This window comes from Ignavibacteriales bacterium (genome assembly GCA_026390575.1).
Lineage (GTDB): Bacteria > Bacteroidota > Ignavibacteria > UBA10030 > UBA10030 > Fen-1298.
Genome location: JAPLFR010000001.1, coordinates 325,370 through 342,938, shown reverse-complemented (window position 1 = coordinate 342,938; position 17,569 = coordinate 325,370). Strand labels below are relative to the sequence as shown.

Annotated in this window: 13 protein-coding genes and 1 riboswitch; all 13 genes read right to left on the bottom strand. The window is 44.5% G+C overall.

Annotated elements, in window-relative coordinates; translation table 11 throughout:
* Positions 1–7: 7 nt before the first annotated feature.
* The 13 genes from NTX44_01570 to NTX44_01510 all read right to left on the bottom strand — a co-directional run bounded on the left by NTX44_01570 (position 8) and on the right by NTX44_01510 (position 17,515).
* Positions 8–559 (bottom strand): BMC domain-containing protein, encoded by a 552-nt coding sequence (locus NTX44_01570; protein MCX6120290.1) that lies wholly within the window; start codon positions 557–559, stop codon positions 8–10.
* A gap of 14 nt (positions 560–573) precedes the next feature.
* Positions 574–1,887: a 4Fe-4S dicluster domain-containing protein gene (locus NTX44_01565; GenBank protein ID MCX6120289.1), complete on the bottom strand. Its 1,314-nt coding sequence runs from the start codon at positions 1,885–1,887 to the stop codon at positions 574–576.
* Positions 1,884–3,026 (bottom strand): serine protease, encoded by a 1,143-nt coding sequence (locus NTX44_01560; protein MCX6120288.1) that lies wholly within the window; start codon positions 3,024–3,026, stop codon positions 1,884–1,886. The genes NTX44_01565 and NTX44_01560 overlap by 4 nt, the downstream gene beginning before the upstream one ends.
* Positions 3,020–4,261, bottom strand: coding sequence for an MgtC/SapB family protein (locus NTX44_01555; GenBank protein MCX6120287.1), 1,242 nt, complete (start codon positions 4,259–4,261; stop codon positions 3,020–3,022). Before NTX44_01555 ends, NTX44_01560 begins: the two co-directional genes overlap by 7 nt.
* 12 nt (positions 4,262–4,273) lie before the next feature.
* Positions 4,274–4,768, bottom strand: coding sequence for a Cys-tRNA(Pro) deacylase (gene ybaK / locus NTX44_01550; protein ID MCX6120286.1), 495 nt, complete (start codon positions 4,766–4,768; stop codon positions 4,274–4,276).
* 9 nt (positions 4,769–4,777) lie between these two features.
* Positions 4,778–5,065 (bottom strand): hypothetical protein, encoded by a 288-nt coding sequence (locus NTX44_01545; GenBank protein ID MCX6120285.1) that lies wholly within the window; start codon positions 5,063–5,065, stop codon positions 4,778–4,780.
* Between the two features lie 38 nt (positions 5,066–5,103).
* Complete coding sequence (locus tag NTX44_01540) at positions 5,104–6,627, bottom strand: FumA C-terminus/TtdB family hydratase beta subunit (GenBank protein ID MCX6120284.1); 1,524 nt, start codon at positions 6,625–6,627, stop codon at positions 5,104–5,106.
* Positions 6,628–6,854: 227 nt separating this feature from the next.
* The gene (locus NTX44_01535) at positions 6,855–8,879 is read right to left on the bottom strand and encodes a S9 family peptidase (GenBank protein MCX6120283.1); all 2,025 of its coding nucleotides are present in this window, start codon (positions 8,877–8,879) and stop codon (positions 6,855–6,857) included.
* Between the two features lie 196 nt (positions 8,880–9,075).
* A complete protein-coding gene (locus NTX44_01530) occupies positions 9,076–12,066 on the bottom strand; it encodes a histidine kinase (protein MCX6120282.1) in 2,991 nt (996 codons plus the stop codon).
* A 122-nt stretch (positions 12,067–12,188) separates the two neighbouring features.
* Positions 12,189–13,517 carry an NADP-specific glutamate dehydrogenase gene (gene gdhA / locus NTX44_01525; protein MCX6120281.1) on the bottom strand — a complete coding sequence of 443 codons (1,329 nt, stop codon included), beginning with the start codon at positions 13,515–13,517 and terminating at the stop codon, positions 12,189–12,191.
* Positions 13,518–13,872: 355 nt separating this feature from the next.
* Positions 13,873–14,394, bottom strand: coding sequence for a hypothetical protein (locus tag NTX44_01520; GenBank protein MCX6120280.1), 522 nt, complete (start codon positions 14,392–14,394; stop codon positions 13,873–13,875).
* A gap of 66 nt (positions 14,395–14,460) precedes the next feature.
* Positions 14,461–16,635, bottom strand: coding sequence for a TonB-dependent receptor (locus NTX44_01515; GenBank protein MCX6120279.1), 2,175 nt, complete (start codon positions 16,633–16,635; stop codon positions 14,461–14,463).
* A 115-nt stretch (positions 16,636–16,750) separates the two neighbouring features.
* Positions 16,751–16,996: riboswitch (cobalamin riboswitch) on the bottom strand.
* Between the two features lie 87 nt (positions 16,997–17,083).
* A complete protein-coding gene (locus NTX44_01510; protein MCX6120278.1) occupies positions 17,084–17,515 on the bottom strand; it encodes a single-stranded DNA-binding protein in 432 nt (143 codons plus the stop codon).
* Between the last annotated feature and the right edge of the window lie 54 nt (positions 17,516–17,569).

Here is a 17,569-nt window from a genome sequence, read left to right as displayed (position 1 = left end):
TAATAATTTAGACGATTTCTTTTAACAATTCTTTGCGCGGATTAGGAATGACAACTTTGTTCACTAACAATCCACGTTCCGAACACACCGCCGCTGCAGCATCAACCGCGGACTTCACGGAAGCAACATCGCCGGTCATTGTAACGAATGCTTTTCCGCCGAGCGCCATCGCCAAACGAATTTCTATCAATTGTACGCGTGCAGTCTTGACAGCGGCATCCGCAGCTTCGATAAGCGAAGCAACACTGAACGATTCAACAATTCCAAGCGCTTCGAGCATCTGCACTTGCGTTGTACCGGAAATAGCAGGGAATATATCCGGATGAATATTCGGAATAACAAATGTATCTATGATCATTCCCCTGCTTGCTTCTTTTCCCGCGTCAACACTCGCACGCACTGCTGCCACATCGCCGCCTATAAGCACCATATATTTGCCGGAGCATATACTGCGCGAAAGTATTAATTCCACAGCAGATGCTTTCAGCATTGCGTCAGCAGAATTAAAACCAGCCGCAATACTAGTTAATTCAATTAATCCTATTGCGTTCATTTCCATGGTCGTCTCATCTTTCAAGCTCGTTCGATAACAATCTCGCCATCTACTGTTTTCACCTGTCCATCAATGCTCGCATGAATGCGTGCACCAAGTTTTCCTTCCGGTATATCTGCGACAGCTTCACCAGCATTTACTCGCTGTCCGATCGATACAATTGCTTTTGCGGGCGCTCCAAGATGCTGTAAAAGCGGCAGCCGGATTTGATCAGGAGAGAATTTTTTCTCGACAAAGTGAGCCAGCACGTCATATTCTTCTATTCCCAATTTGGCTACGAGCTTTTTCAGCGGGACATGCCTTCCGTCATAAATTGGATGAATATGAACATCGCGGTCGCCACTCCATTTTATTCCCTTCGTACGTAAATCGCTTTTTGCCTTATCACAAGCTTCCTTTGGATAGAGATCTTCCGGGCAGGCATACAGTGTGCATAGACCGCACGCGCAGCACAATTGCGCCGATTGATTCCAAATATCTTCTCCCGTAGCTGTGAAGGACAAGCTCCGCATGACTTTGTGCGGCTGAACATCATACCCTAATAAATAGCGCGGGCAGAACTCCGTACAGAAGCTGCATTGATCGCATGCCGATTTTCCAATGCGATGCATCGCGTCCGCTGGTAAGCTTTTTCTTTGCACAAGTCGATGTGTCGTTGGAAGAACGATCAGTCCCGCGCAGGTTTTGGTGATCGGAAGCGTCATATCTGTTTCGAGTTTTCCCATCATGATTCCGCTTACGAACACTGCATAATCAGGAACTGTAACGCCTCCCGCCGCTTTCAAGACATCGGCGAATGATATACCGATAGGTACTTCAAATGTGGAAGGATGCGCAACAGCACCGGCTACGGAAATATATTTTGTGATGGACGGAAGATCTTGATCTGCGCGATGGAGATTCCGAAGTGTTTCTACGTTGTGTACAACAACGCCGACATCGAGAGGAATTCCTTGCGGAGGAATAAGACGTTTCGTTGTTTCGTACACAAGCACATATTCGTCGCCTGTCGGATAATAATCTCCAAGAAATTGTACTGTAATATTCGTCCCGCGCAGTGCTAATTTTATTCCATCTAACTTCTCTTCATACTTCTTTTTTACACCGATGATTCCCTGCTGCGCACCTGTCGCCGACATCAACAATTTCACTCCGCCTACGATTGCCTCCGGCTCCCGCATCATCAATTCTAAATCTTTGTGAAGAAGCGGTTCGCACTCCGCCCCGTTGGCAACGACAATGTCTGCTTTCGATGCGGCTTTCACTTGAGAAGGGAATCCAGCACCGCCGCATCCAACAACACCGGCTGTGCGTATGCTTTCTACAAGATTCATTTTTTCTCTGGCTTTACAATGGACGGGCGTTCGAGAAAAGATCGCAAATCATATCCCTGGCCGATGAGCTTGGATTGATTCGTTTGTAGAAAATCTACTATTAATTCTGCCGGAATTGCAGGAGCTACACCATAAATTATATCAGTTCGACTTTCAGCATACACATCGCCTTTAAATGGAATAGTGGAATCAAACTCAATAGATTCCCCTACCTTGGCAGGAGTCAAATAGTATTGTTGACGTCCGGGAACTAATTTCATCATTCCCACTAATTCAAAATTCGGAACGCCATCGCGGATGGCGAGCACAATGCCTCCGCTGAATCCCCTATTGAAAACAGCATCTGTGAGGAATGATCCATATTTATCCCGGTTAGGATTGCTGACAATTGCTTTTGTCACGATCCGATATCCGGCAGGGTATCCAAACAAGTATACAAACGCTCCCCATTCAAGTTCTTTTGCCTTTCCGATCGGATAATCGAAAACAGTAATAGCAGAAACACCAGAGGATTCGATTCTCTGTCCCAAAATTGCCATATCATTTTCTTTGTCGAGCGCTAAGATTTCTAAATTACGCGCTCCCGGAATTGCACTGGCGTAATTTATCTGGCGATCTTTCAAAGCGATACTTTGGATGAATTCTGTTTGTTGCCTATCTTCTCCACGATAAAAAGTATACACTGTATCGTTGAAGTCGACAACGTGTGCGCACGTCAGCATTGCAATTTTCTTATTCTCATAATATATCACTGTCGCACTTCCTGATGCAACCTGATTCAAATACACTTCTTTTTCTGCTTTTTCTTTGAAGAATGGATCGTGGATGTCTTTGAGGCGGATTTTTGCCTCTAATGGAAACACCCAGCTTTTATAATATGCAATGCAACTGACCATCCTTACAGATTCTGAAATCCGTTCAAGTTGTTCAGAACATCCGCGATATGGAAATTCAGAATCGTATCTGCCGTCTGTGAGCATGGGATACACTTCTCTGTAGGATGTCGTTGAACAGGATAATGACAACAAACAAGCAAGTACTAAAACACCACACTGAGATATTTTAGAGAATGTCATGGCTGCCCCGCTCGTGGATATATATGTACTATGTTCCTCATCGTTCACTGCTTTTGTTACCATACTATAAACGGGATGTGGAGCACTGCATAGATGGAATACTTCAACGCAGTCTCTTTCCTTGTCATCGGAGAGAGTGACCAAAAATAAATTGCTTTTGCAATAGTGTTGCTCATCATCGCAAGAATAATTGCCGACGTAAATATATGTACTGTTCCGTCCGATCCCTGCACTAACGACAGGATGAAGGGATCGATATCAGAGACACCAACGATCGCGGATACAGCCAGCAGTCCGGAATTTCCCAGAGTGGATTTCACGAATCTTGTTACGATAGAGAGAAGGACAAAGAGCAATGCGAAACCAATTGCAGGACGGATTTCAAAGGGGTTCTGTAAATCCGGCACTTCCGATTCTGATGCAGGCAGTTCCTTCCTGGTTATTCGCAGCGACAACACAACGCCCACGGCCGCAAGAAAAACAAAACGCGGCCAGAGTTTTGGAATAAACGAGGCATTGATGAACCAGATCAACACTAACACACGGAGATACATCACACTGCTTGCAAGCAATGCCGCCTGCAATGCACTGCTGCTGCGCGATGGATTTCGCTTTGCCATATGCCCCATTGAAAGCGTTACCGCCGTGCTAGAAACAATGCCTCCGAATATTCCCGACATCCATAATCCGAGCTTGGATCCAAATTTTTTCTCTAATAAATATCCGACAAACCCCAGCGTGGAAACGATGATAACAATTTGCCAGATTTTGAATGGATTGATATGGAATTGTGTAAATTCTTGGTTTGGGAGGACAGGCAAAATAATGACAGTCACCAAAATAAATTTGACTGTTGCCAAAAACTCCACTTTGCTGAGCCGTTCCACGTAGGATTCGAGCATGGCTTTTTCTGAGAGCAGCATGGTATTCATGACACCCAACGCCATCGCTATCCATACATCTACCAGCAGTGCCAATGCACCTGTGACAAATGTGAGTAATGCAGAGACCTCGCTTGTGGTGCCAAAACGATCGACACGGATTTTTGCGACGAAAGCAATGCCGGTGAGTGTGGCAATCGCCAATAATCCCACGGGCAGCATAGCAGTTGCCCCGATCTGGTACAGCCATGCGCATCCGAAACCAAACATGCTGATGATAGGATGTGTGCGCACACCGCCAAAAACAAGCTTTTGGTCAACTTTTATACTTTCTCTTTCGAGGCCAACAAGGAAGCCAAGCGCAAGAGCTATAATGAACCGAAGTTGTACGGTCCATTCAATTGTTCCTAATTCCATATCTTCTCCTGCTTATGAGTTGTGAAGAATTGCCGCTTCAACTTCAGTGATCTCTAAAGCCGCGCAAAGACTGAGCGGTGTGATCTCGATAATGAAACCGCGTTTTCCTCCATTGATATAGATTTTTTGTAGGTTTAATATAGTCTTTTCCACATAGACAGGCAATTGATGGCGCGTTCCGAACGGACTTGTTCCGCCGAACTGGTAGCCGGTGTGACGCTGCGCTGTGTTGGCATCGCACGGTGTCACTTGTTTTACTCCGATGATGCGCGCCATCTGTTTCGTGGAGACTTCTTTGTCGCCATGCATCAGCACGAGCATCGGTTTCTTCTGATCTGTCTCAAAAACTAATGTCTTGATAACTTGATGATCGGGCACATGAAACTCCGCTGCAAACTGATGCGTGCCTCCGTGTTCTTCGTAGCGATAGAGAAACGGAATAAATGCAATCTTTTTCTCACGAAGAAATCGAACTGCAGGAGTAATTGGATAATCTTCTTTCAGCATTGAACTTATTTATTTCACCTTCTTCATTTCCCACACAGTTCCGAGCTTTGAAGGACAATGAATTCGGTACACGCCTCCGTCATCTTTTTCCCATGAAGGGAAGCCTTGTGCCACCCGCCAGGTATACAGATCAAGAATATGAAGCAATGCAAAGCATACTTCATTTGGTCTTTGATACGGAGTTTGGTATTGGAACGTGTCACCTAATTGATGCTTACATTTCCCATGCTTCTCAATCATTTTAATTTCAATGGGCCCGGCATCTTTCCATTTACCGCGGTACTCTTCTTCCGTCATCTGGAATACTCCATTCGTGCATTTCTTTTTATTATCTATTATACAATCACCGGTTCTGCAAATTTCGCAAGCTCAGCTGCAGAAGCTTTCTCCACATCTGCATGGAGACTGTTGCCGTGCGCATCCATCGTGACAATCACGGGAAAATCTTTAACGCGTACGTGCCACATCGCTTCCGGAACGCCAAATTCCAGCAAGTCGACACCTTCTACTTCTTCGATGCATTGAGCATAATATTGCGCTGCACCGCCAATCGCGCTGAGATATACTGCACCGGCTTCCTTTAACGCAGCAAGTGTTTTTGCTCCCATCCCGCCTTTGCCGATCACTGCACGAACTTTAAATTTGCGAATGATTTCACCTTGATATGGTTCTTCACGAATGCTTGTTGTCGGACCGGCCGCATTCATTGACCATTTGTCGCCTTTTTTGAGCGCAACCGGACCGCAATGATAAATCACGCCTCCATCAAGATTCACCGGTGAGTCGTGCGTCATTAAATGATGATGAAGGACATCGCGTCCCATGTGCATCACTCCACTCAAGAGGAGAACGTCGCCGACTTTTAGTGCACGCACTTGGTCTTCGGACAACGGCATCGTAAGTGGAATCTCACGCCCGGTGAGCGGCAGGCTTTCTTCTTTTGCCATGCGCATCACTGGCGTATCTTCCTTGTAAAGCCATCTCTTAATTGCTCCGGTCTTTGCATCCAAAATCATACCGAGCCGGCGATAAGCCCAGCAATTGTACGCCACCGTCACAAAGAAACATGCAGGCAGGCGATGATAAGATCCTATCTTGCAACCGATGAGAGTTGATAATCCTCCAAATCCCATAGTACCGATGCCAAGTTTGTTGGCGTTTTGTAAAACGTAGTCTTCAAGTTTTGCAAGTTCTGGATTCGGATTGATGTCGTCAAGCAAACGGAACAGCTGATGCTTCGCGTAATGATACCCGGAAGCGCGATCTCCGCCAATCGCAACACCGATTGCACCGACGCTGCATCCCTGTCCCTGCGCCTGCCAGACAGCATGAAGCAAACACTTGCGGACACCATCTAAAGAGCGATCTGCTCTGCCGAGGTTTGGCAGTTCGCATGGCACAGCGTATTGAATGTTTTTATTTTCGCATCCGCCGCCCTTCAGAATCAATCGCACTTCAATTTCTTTTTCCTCCCACTGCTCAAAGTGCATTACCGGACAGCCATCTCCAAGATTATTCCCGCTGTTCTTGCCAGTAAGAGAATCAACTGCATTCGGTCGAAGTTTCCCAATCTTCGTCGCCTCAACGATCGCTTCCTTTATTTCCTTCTGCATGAATAGCTGGTTGGTGCCAGCCGGTGTTTTTATTTCGAAGGTTGGCATTCCCGTATCCTGGCAAATCGGCGCTTCGTTATCGCATGCCATATCCGTATTAATAGCCATCGCCTGCAATGCCAGCATTGCCTGGCTTCCTGGAGTCTCGCGCTCAATTGCCCATTTTAATGCCCGCCTAATGTCTGGAGGTAAATTTGTCGAAGTCTCACTGATGAGAGTCAGCATACTTTCTTTGAATTGAGACATTGGAGACGAAGTTTTTTTCTGAACCGTCCGTTTCACTTTGAGGATGGGTTTGCGCTTTGAGATGATTTTCTTTCCAGCTTTCTTTGAAACTTTAATTTTCTTCATTGCAAATTCCTCCATCGTTGTCGTCAAATCAGTTAGCAGTCGTCAGTTTTCAGTAACCAGTCGTTTAAACCATCTACCCGCTATCTTCTTCCACCTATCTTCTTCTATTTACCTCTTTTTTCTCACTTTGTATTCTCATCTATCCAATCCAAAACCGTTTTATACCACAACTCGGAATTTTGTGGTTTTGCCACAAAGTGAAATTCATCTGGAAAATACAGCATTTTTGATTTCACTCCTTGCCGCTGGAGTGCTGTGAACAACTGGAATCCTTCACTCACGTCTAATCGAAAATCCTGCTGGCCATGAACGACAAGTGTCGGGGTTTTAAAATTCCGTGCAAATTCCAGTGGTGACCACTTCTTATACAACTCCGGATTTTTGTACGGCGTTCCACCAAATTCCCACTCGTTGAACCAAAGCTCTTCCGTCGATCCATACGCGCTCGCCGGATTGAAAACACCATCGTGCGAAACAATACACTTAAAGCGATCCGTATGTCCAAGAATCCAATTCATCATATAACCGCCGTACGAAGCGCCGGCTGCAGCCATTCGAGTGCTATCTATGAACGCATACGTTTTCAGTGCGTAATCCAATCCACTCATCAAATCTTCATACACTTTGCCGCCCCAGTCTTTACTAATCTCATCTGTGAATTTCTGCCCGTAGCCGGTACTGCCCCGCGGATTGATCATAACCACAACATACCCGCGCGATGCAAACATCTGTGCATTCCACCGGTAGTGAAAATCATCGCCCCATTGCCCTTGCGGCCCGCCGTGGACGAGAAATATCAGCGGATATTTATTTCCAGCGGAAAAGAATGGCGGCTTCAATAAAAAGCCCTGTACACGTGTTCCTTCGGCTCCATCAAACCAGAAGTTATCCAATGAATTCATCTCTAATTGAGAAATCTTTTCTGTGTTGATAAAAGTGATCTGCTTCAAGTTCTTACCATCAATATCCATTCTAAAAAGCTCTGTTGGTAACTTGGTTGTTTCTTCTGTGATAATCATTGTCTTACCATCGGGCGTTAATCGCAGTGAAGTATTAAAACCTTTATCGAGAATTGTTGTTACATTATTACCATTCACTGTCACTTTAAAAATCGAAACATTGCCTTTGTCGTCAGCGTTGAAGAATAGCGATTTCGAATCCGGCGACCAGACGACATCGTTGATGCTGTAATCTAACATTTCTGTAAGGTTGACAAGCTTTCCTGATGCACGTTCATAAAGAACAAGTTCGCGTCGATCTGCTTCAAACCCAGCCCGCCTCATCATTCTATATGCAATATATTTACCATCGGGCGAATACAATGGCTGACTGTCGTTTGCAGGATTGTTGGAAATGTTCTTTGGCGTTCCCCCGGTTAACGGAACTATATAAATTTCGTTGTTTGTACTTATTGCGACAAGCGTGTCTGGATTCCTTGTGAATGCGATTTCTTTGCTAACCGGTGAGAAAGCATAATCCCAGTTACCGCCGAGATCGATGGGTGGTGTATCATACTCACCTGGGGTCACATCAATCGCCTTTCCACCACTAGATGGCATAATAAATAAGTGGCTGCGTTTGCCGTCTTTCCATGCATTCCAGACTCGATATGGTAATGTCGTGAATATTTTTGCTTTTACCTTGCTCTTCTCAACAGCTTCAAGACGCTTTGCATTGCAGTCTTCAGTCAAACAATCAGGATAAACATCTGAAGAAAACGCAAACCATTTTCCATCAGGAGATACAATAAGCCCGGACGCTTCAGTTGCGATATGTGATACTTTTTTTGCTTCTCCGCCGTTGATAGAAATCGTCCAAATCTGCGATTCACCATCCCGCGTGGAAATAAAGGCAATAGTTTTTCCATCCGGCATCCAACGCGGAGAATTGTTTCCGCCTTTGGCATTCGTCAGTTGACGGACATCGCCGCCAGTGACATTCACTACATAGATGCTGCTGGTAGACTTGTTTTCCTCTTTCAGTTGCCAAGTGACAACAAATGCAACATTTTTTCCATCCGGAGATATTTGAGGATCGGAAACTCGCCCGAAACTGATGAGATCATCAAATGTGATGGCATGCCTAGGCTGGGCATAGGTCATACTTGCGAAAAGCAAAGCAATAAAGAATATCAAAGAGGTTCTCATACAGACTCCATAAAGTGTTAATACTTCCGAAAGTTACGTGTGATCGAGTGATAATATTTTCGGAAGATTACTGAGAATATTTATTGGCATGAATGTAGATGAAAAACTCGAAACCCACAACGAGGAGAAGCGATCGATAATTTGGTTCTCGTTGAGAAACGAATTTATTTCATACTTTTCAGATCTTCTTTATTATTTACGAGTCCTGTTTTCCTGGTTTTACTATCACGCCTTTGTTCTTTCGCCCATTAATTTTTGCAATGATGGATCTTTCAAATCGAAGATGACGGACATGTTTCAACTCTTGCAATGCGGGTTGCGATTTCAGCCATTCCCAATCAATAAAGCCGAGATGATGCAAGGTATCGACCGTGAAGTACCCGATACGAAATGAAGTAATGTTTTGAAAGAAATGTGATCCTTGCGATGGCGTGACATCGATGTCTTTGAAACCCGATTCAACAATGACCGCCGCGCCGGAAATTTGATCCCATGTCACCGGAATGCCAAGCCATGGATCCATACTTCCCCATCTTCCCACGCCGATCAACACATACGGCCTATTCTCTGCAAGCAGCCGAGTATTAATTTCGCTCACTTCTCGAGCAGTCTCTTTGCTTTTCGATCGCTCAAACCGTTCTGCATCCACAATCACTACATCATAAATATCCTGGATGGCGCCATTGCCAAGCACCTGCTCGCTTTGACAAATGAGATTTTCACGATTGAATTGATCGACATCGAGTTCTTCGAATTCAAGGCTCATCACTAATGGACGAATCTGCAGCATTGCGAATTCTTTCGGCGTGCCGGGCTGTGTATTCATATTGACGGCAAACTCTATCTCGACATGCGTGCCCATCCCCCACGTCCCCATATCGAGAATCAAATCTAATATTTCAGGTAAGGGGAATATCTTATGCTTCAGCACCGGAGCAAACGTCACGACACGCTTCCCTGCACGTGATACACCATCGTACACCGAATCATCCTCCGGTGAGTACGTGGAACCGACATAGTAGAGTGTATTATCTTCTTCCGCCGTGCTCAGATCATAATGCTTAATCATCACATCCGGTGTTTCATGGTTTTCGTGACTGAATGTGGACGTGAGATCAAGCGCAAGATATTCCTGCTGGGCATTGCGTACAGTTTCTTTCGTTGAGAAAAATTGCAAGAGATGGCGCGGGAATTTGGGACAAAAACGCACGGAGTTGCGCCCCTCCACGACAGTGAATCCCAACCCTAACGCCACCTGCACAATTCCATCTTCAGATTTCTGAGGAGGCACGGGATAGAAATTGTACGACTTTGCAACACCGGCAAACTCCGGATAAAATCGGTTGTGATGCGACGTTCCAACCATTCGCTGAACAATAACCGCCATTTTTTCCTCTTCTAACCGGTACGGCGTTGCCTTCATATAATCTTTGGCTTTTTGAGAAAAAGTTGACGCATAGACAAGTTTGATACTTTCTAATAATTCTTTCAGCCGGATTGTCGGATCAGAATTATTATTTGGAATCATGTACGTCTGGTACACACCTGCAAACGGCTGGTATTGCGAATCTTCCAACAAGCTCGATGATCGCACAGCGAGCGGCTCGTGTGACATAGCAAGAAAATCTATCAGCTTGAAAATCACATCAGGCGGGAAGTACGGCGCGTCGACAAACCGCTGAAGAAGTTCCTCATCGTCCTTTGCTTCAAGAATAATTTTATCCAGCTGATTCTCTCGAATGAATTTATCAAAGACATCTGTGGCAACGACGACCGCCGATGGAACAGATATTTCCACGCCTTCAAATCTATCGCGAAGATTATAATTATTGATAAGAGTATTAACAAATCCTAATCCGCGTGCTTTACCGCCGACAGAGCCGGTACCGATGCGCGCAAAACTGTTCCTGAGGTCGAATGATTCCTTAGAAAACTCTGTGATGGTGCCGCGTTGGCGTGTCTCCTGATATAACCGCAGAGCACCGATTAAATCATTCCGTAATTCCTTAATCGTCGCAAAGTCTTCCACTTTTTGCGGACGAAGTTTATGCGCCAGCCAAAATTCAGTCCTCGCCTTGAGCCAATTCGAAAAATGATTCCGCCTCGCATGGAATTGAATACACTCATCGGGAACGAGTTGAAGTTGTTCTTCGAGCTGCTTCAAATTTGCGGCTCTTCCAACTTCCACTCCATCCGGCGTGCGAAAAATAAAATCTCCAAACCCAAAATGGTTCATGACAAAATCTGTGAGATCGCGTAACAATGTCGGTGAACCTTTTTGCAAAAACCCCGCGCCAAGTTCAGACGCTTTCGCTGCTGCTTGCGTGTCACCCGATTGCAGAAGGATGGGAATGTCTTCCTTTCTCTCCTTCACTGATGCAGCAAATGTAAATCCAGCGTTCGGATCTTTTTCGCCATCATGTAGAAAATCAATATCCGAAATAACGCCGAGCACGTACTCTTCATACTTTTCAAAGCATGACCATGCTTCTTCATAGGTCGAACAAAGCAATATCTTCGGCCGCGCGCGCATTCTGAGAAATTTATGTGTCAGATTGACGCCTTCTGAAATAAGCCGCTGCGATTGGTTCAGAATCTGCGTGTAAAGAAGCGGCAAATAGGAAGAATAAAAACTAATATCGTCCTCCACAAGAATAATAACCTGCACTCCAACCATCGCGGTATCACTTTGGACGTTGAGTTTGTCTTCAACATATTTAATCATCGCAACAAGCAGGCGGTAATCCCCATGCCAGATGAAGATGCGATCGAACACAGACGTGTCATAATTAGTCACTATTTCTTTTTTTTCGCGATTGTCATACGCCAGCAGGATCATCGGAATATCGATGCCCGTTTGCCTCACTTTTTGTGCAAACCGGATGACCGGCATATCTTCAATGTGCAATGTGGTAATAACGAGATCAAAATTCTCGCCGGAAGTGAGAAGTTCAATCGCTTCTTCACCGCTCGTCACATGCGTGATCTCCGGCGGATGGCTGAGATTAAGAACCTGAAATTCCTGCCGAATCAATTCGTATAATCTGCCGTCTTCTTCAAAAAGATATTGGTCATACAGACTTGCAACAAGCAGAATATCCCGTACTTTAAAGCGCATCAACTTTTGAAACGACTTGATGCGGCCCCCGTAAATATCTTCTATTGATAATTGTTCAATAGGATTCATAATGTATAAACTCAAGATTTCATAAATATGAAAATGGCGCCGCTATCCCTGCGCTGTTGTTCATGCAACCAAAGATACGTGCGCCATCTATCGTAATGTCAAAAATTTCGAGTATCCCTCTGTTATACCAAGCCTTGTTCAAGCATCGCGTTGGCGACCTTTAAAAAGCCGGCGATATTTGCGCCCATGACATAGTTCCCCGGTTCACCAAAACGTTCTGCTGTCTGTACACACGTGGCGTGTATGCTTTTCATGATTTGATGCAGCCGAGTGTCAACCTCTTCTTTCGGCCATGGCAAGCGCATGCTGTTCTGGCTCATTTCTAATCCTGATGTCGCAACACCGCCGGCATTGGATGCTTTACCGGGAGAGAACAATATTCCAGCAGAATGGAACACTTTGAAGCCCTGCATGGTCGTCGGCATGTTTGCTCCTTCGCACACACAGACGCAGCCATTCTTCACCAGTTCTTTTGCGTCATTCTCATCCAATTCATTCTGCGTCGCGCATGGGATTGCAACATCAACTTTCAAATTCCATGGACGCTTGCCTGCAAAGAATTGTACTTTGAACTTATCAGCATAAGATTTTACTTCATCCTTTGCACTCGATCGCAATTCAAGCATATAATCTATCTTTTCGCCTTTGATGCCATCCGGATCATAGACAAATCCATCCGGACCGGAAAGCGTTACCACTTTGCCGCCCAATTGGTTCGCTTTTGTGACTGCACCCCATGCAACATTGCCAAAGCCGGAAACCGCTACGGTTTTTCCGGCAATGCTCATACCTTTCGTCTTTAACATTTCTTCCGTAAAATAAACGACGCCAAATCCCGTTGCTTCGGGCCGGATAAGCGAGCCGCCCCAGTTCAATCCTTTGCCCGTCAACACGCCGTTAAATTCTTTTGTAAGCCGTTTGAATTGCCCAAACAAAAATCCGATTTCCCTGCCGCCCACCCCGATATCGCCAGCAGGCACATCTATATCTGCACCGATATGACGGTACAGTTCCGTCATAAAACTCTGACAAAAGCGCATCACTTCATTATCGGTTTTTCCTTTGGGATTAAAATCCGAACCTCCTTTGCCGCCGCCCATAGGCAGCGTTGTGAGACTGTTCTTGAATACTTGCTCGAATGCAAGAAACTTGAGGATGCTCAGTGTGACAGATGGGTGGAAACGAAGTCCGCCTTTATACGGACCGATTGCGCTGTTCATCTGCACGCGAAATCCACGATTGATGTGAATATCTCCTTGATCATCCATCCAGGGAACACGAAAGATGATGGTGCGTTCGGGTTCAGTCATACGCTCAAGAATCCGCGCCGCTTGATACTCCGGATGACGTGCGAAGACCGGCTCCAAAGATTCACATACTTCTTCTACTGCTTGATGGAACTCCGGTTCGTTGGAGTTTTTCGCCTTCACATTGGCAATTACCTTGTTGATATAATCAGACATGACGTCCTCTCTCCCTCAATCCTTGAGGTGATGAGTCTCCAAAAAGATGTGTGCGAAGGGATAGTCTTCTGCGGAAGTGATTTGCGGGAAGCTATGGATGGAGAATCGCGACACAAATTCTATTTTTCGGAAACGTGATTGCGTTATAGTTTTGTGGTGTTCAATATAAACCTTTTTCTATAAAAATTATAGAAGAAAAAGGCAAAAGAAGCCCGATAAATGCGAGAAAACGCAATGGAAACATAACAATGACGAGCATGAACTAATCTATAAACAAGAACGCCAGATCAGCATCGTAGAGAGCTAACCTGACGTTCATATTTCTTGACGACTAATTATCTTGCTATATTTTGACAGTTGTATTCTCGAACAGCCGTACAGCATATTGAGAGAATTCAAACAGACCAAACAAGGCACCCGTATACACTAAATCTCCAGCAATCGTATTTCGGAAGAATGGAATAGCAAGTGTATAACATTCGATCAATCCTTGCCAGGTTTTCGGATAGAACCAACCGCCGCCGGTAAGCCACACACCAAAGTTTGTAATAACAAAAAAGAGGCTTGAGCTTAGAAGCGTAGCTCCTAGGATAGGTAAAAGTTTCTTGTACGATTTCAACCATAAACCTATGACTCCGATGAGTACAAAACTTCCATAGACAAAGAAAATGGTATTGTGAAATCCAATAACTATATCGCTTATAACAAGCGCAGCAAGCGGAATAACAAGAGCGACTCGTTTGTTAAAATAGACACCTCCGGCTAATGCCATCGCCGCAATCGGAGTAAAGTTAGCCGGATGCGGAAGAAGACGGGATAGCGCGGCGGCAAGAATCAAAGCAGAACCAAATAGAATATTACGCATACATCCTCCATCAAAATGAATAGGTTTATTATACTGCATTTTCCTTTTTGAATCAAATGACTGCTTTTAAAATGACAACTGCGTGCCCACATACAATGCCCTGCCTTTTGTTGTATAGCCGAGTACCTCAGAATATCGAGTGTCCAGAATATTCTCAACACGTACATTCAGCGAAAGATATGTATGAATCTCATAACGGACTGCACAATCAATAAGTGTATAATCGTTGAGCTTGAGTACATCAAGCGCTCCATAAGGACCAATTGCATTATTATAATATGCATCATATTTAGAACCAACATATCTGATATCAATTTGCGTAAGTAAAGCTGTCATCGGTTTATACTGAATATTTACGTTACAAGAACTCGGGCGACGTACCAAGTTCATTGTTTCGATCTCCCGAGTAACGAAGGCACCGTTACTATAAAGCTGGACATGATTCCCTTCAATATGTTGATTTTGAATATCTTCAGGGTAATAGGCTAGTTTACCTGTTATGAGAGAAGCTGAACCGGCAATTGTCAGAAAGTCAGTGAGATGGACATCAAATATCAAATCCAATCCACTTGTTGTCTGTTTTCCAAGATTGAGATACGTATCACCGCGATAATCATCTCTCATCCAGTTGTTTCCTAGTGTATCAAGACCAATATTTTTGTCCCAGAGATATACATATTCAATACTATTTTCTACTAGTGTGTGGAAATATGAAATCATAAGATACGCCCGATCACTCAACCGGTACTTCCACCCAAGCTCAACAGATGAAGAGGTCTCAGGATGAAGCAAAACATTTCCTCGTGTAATGTCCGAAGTGTAGTAGGTTGTTGGGCAAAATAGTTGATAGAGTGACGGCGCATTAAATCCAGTTGAAAAGGATATGAAAAGCAAGGAATTCTTAGAAACTCTATATGAAGGATTTACCTCATAGGTCAAATTATCTCCATAGGAGCTATGATGATTCATACGGAGTCCAAGAACAATAGTGAGGTTCTTCAATTCCTCAGCCAGAATTGTTCCGTCAATCTCTGTATGAAAGAGAATATGATTGAGTGTTGAACTCAAATGAAGTGTGTCTAAATTTGTTCTCGATTCATAGGCTCCAAATACACTCCCTTGATAGAGATATGATTGCTGCGTCATCGTTTCTCGTTGAGTTCCCAACCCTATGACCGTACGCACGGCAGACATACCGGCCTCAAAAAGGATTTCATGGCTCGAGGTAGTTCCTTTGAAGGTATCTTCAGAAAAGCTATGGTCGGTAGTCCCCAGCAGATCAACAACTGACGAATCATCTATGGTATGTCGCTGTATCGGAGAATATCCGCCGATGTACTTTAATTTCATTCCATCGTTTATAGTATACGATGTCCCGATAGTCCATAGCTGACGTTCAAAATCAAGACGGGCATTGTTGTCGTCTCTGAACGCTCCTTTGTCGATATCTGCTTTCTCCTGAACCTGGAGAAAAGACAGGTGCAAGTCCCAGTCTTCATTTCTAAAGCCAATTTTGCCGATAACATTGAGTTTATGAAAACCATCACGATCACGGTTCTTATAAACCGAAGAACGAGTAACCGTATCTATAGTCGCATCCAATCCTTTGACTCCAGAATTGACTAAAGCCGCATTCACATACATTCCAGCAGGCAGCGAATAATTAAGGAAAATATTTTCTGTCAGAGCAGATGTTTGAGATCCAAAAGTACCCGCCGTCATGTCTGCTTCGATATGGAAACCAGGTAATTGGTTTGAACGACTAATAATATTCACGACTCCGCCAATTGCAGATGAACCATATAAAGTGCTATGCGCGCCGCGAACAATTTCGATTTGCTCTGCATTTGCCAGTGATAATTCAATAAGATTCGGTGCATTGTTCGTGCTCGAGGGATCAGTCAGCCGAATATCATCGAAAAAAACAGAGGTCTGATTACTATTTGCCCCGCGGAGGAAAAGACTTTGTTGCATTCCCGGATTCAAAGTGGCACCAGTAATAAAACCCACTCCTTCCTTACTCAATACATCGCCAATATCATTCAATGGCGAAACCCGGAATTCCTTTGAAGTAATAACGCTTACATTACGACCGATATCAAACATCGGTCTGTTTACTCGTGTTGCAGTGATGACGATTTCATCAGCTTTGTAGATCTTTGTCGTGTCATTTTCGGCTGCAATGACCGAAACGGAAAAAAAGAGGATTGAGAAAACAGTTGTGTTGCATTTGTATCGCATAGAACATGTCTCCTTTGAATAATGATGTGAATGAAAAAAGCCCCAACCTTCATTAAAGATTGGGGCTTCACACTCATCAAAAAAGACATGCATGAATCACCTTCCCTCGAAGGATACTGAGGCACAATGCTCTGGCAGGTCTCCTGGCTCTTCCGATCTTCAACTCGCCTTCCCATGGCACCTGAGGCACCAAAGTGACTTTTATGTTGAAGATAGAATCCTGCGACACGCAGGATCAGAATTACAGTTGCGGGGCAGCTTCTGCTTTATCTCGATGAACTCTATGTACCGGGATGTACAGAATTCCCTTTTCATCCCGATGCACGCTGTGCATCGGGACACCAGAACTGATTATGAAAATGAACAAATTACATTGACGTTAACTTAGCAAACTTGAAAAGAAAAAGCAACACTATCGATTCACTCTCTATAGTAACTCAGGTACACCTTAGAACGGTAAATCATCCACTTTATCGGGACCAGCGTCTTCGGTTTGAGGCTGCGATGGAGCAGAAGCAGATGCTCCACTTGTATGACTCGCACCTTTAGAATCCAGCATAAGCATCTGATCTACAACGATCTCTGTGACATCCCGCTTAACGCCATTCTTATCGTCATAACTCCTATATTGAATGCGCCCTTCGACATAGACTTTGCTGCCTTTTTTCAAATACTCGCCCACAATTTCAGCAAGTTTCCTCCACGCAACAAGTTTATGCCATTGAGTTTTTTCCTGAACATTTCCATCTTGATCTTTCCATGATTCACTCGTTGCCATCGAAAAGGACGCGACGGCAACCCCGCTGCTCGTGTAACGCAGTTCGGGATCCTGTCCAAGGTTTCCTATAAGAATGATTTTATTAACGCTTTTAGATGCCATAGTGTTTCCTCCTTAAAGTAGGTAGTGGGTTTATCAAGAATACAGTTCAAAATT

Excerpts from the sequence above, each read along its gene's own strand:
- NTX44_01545 (MCX6120285.1), bottom strand. The coding sequence starts at position 5,065 with ATGACGGAAGAAGAGTACCGCGGTAAATGGAAAGATGCCGGGCCCATT.
- NTX44_01520 (MCX6120280.1), bottom strand. The coding sequence starts at position 14,394 with ATGCGTAATATTCTATTTGGTTCTGCTTTGATTCTTGCCGCCGCGCTA.
- NTX44_01530 (MCX6120282.1), bottom strand. The coding sequence starts at position 12,066 with ATGAATCCTATTGAACAATTATCAATAGAAGATATTTACGGGGGCCGC.
- NTX44_01570 (MCX6120290.1), bottom strand. The coding sequence starts at position 559 with ATGGAAATGAACGCAATAGGATTAATTGAATTAACTAGTATTGCGGCT.
- NTX44_01510 (MCX6120278.1), bottom strand. The coding sequence starts at position 17,515 with ATGGCATCTAAAAGCGTTAATAAAATCATTCTTATAGGAAACCTTGGA.
- ybaK (MCX6120286.1), bottom strand. The coding sequence starts at position 4,768 with ATGCTGAAAGAAGATTATCCAATTACTCCTGCAGTTCGATTTCTTCGT.
- NTX44_01560 (MCX6120288.1), bottom strand. The coding sequence starts at position 3,026 with ATGGTAACAAAAGCAGTGAACGATGAGGAACATAGTACATATATATCC.
- NTX44_01535 (MCX6120283.1), bottom strand. The coding sequence starts at position 8,879 with ATGAGAACCTCTTTGATATTCTTTATTGCTTTGCTTTTCGCAAGTATG.
- NTX44_01540 (MCX6120284.1), bottom strand. The coding sequence starts at position 6,627 with ATGTCTCAATTCAAAGAAAGTATGCTGACTCTCATCAGTGAGACTTCG.
- NTX44_01565 (MCX6120289.1), bottom strand. The coding sequence starts at position 1,887 with ATGAATCTTGTAGAAAGCATACGCACAGCCGGTGTTGTTGGATGCGGC.
- NTX44_01515 (MCX6120279.1), bottom strand. The coding sequence starts at position 16,635 with ATGCGATACAAATGCAACACAACTGTTTTCTCAATCCTCTTTTTTTCC.
- NTX44_01555 (MCX6120287.1), bottom strand. The coding sequence starts at position 4,261 with ATGGAATTAGGAACAATTGAATGGACCGTACAACTTCGGTTCATTATA.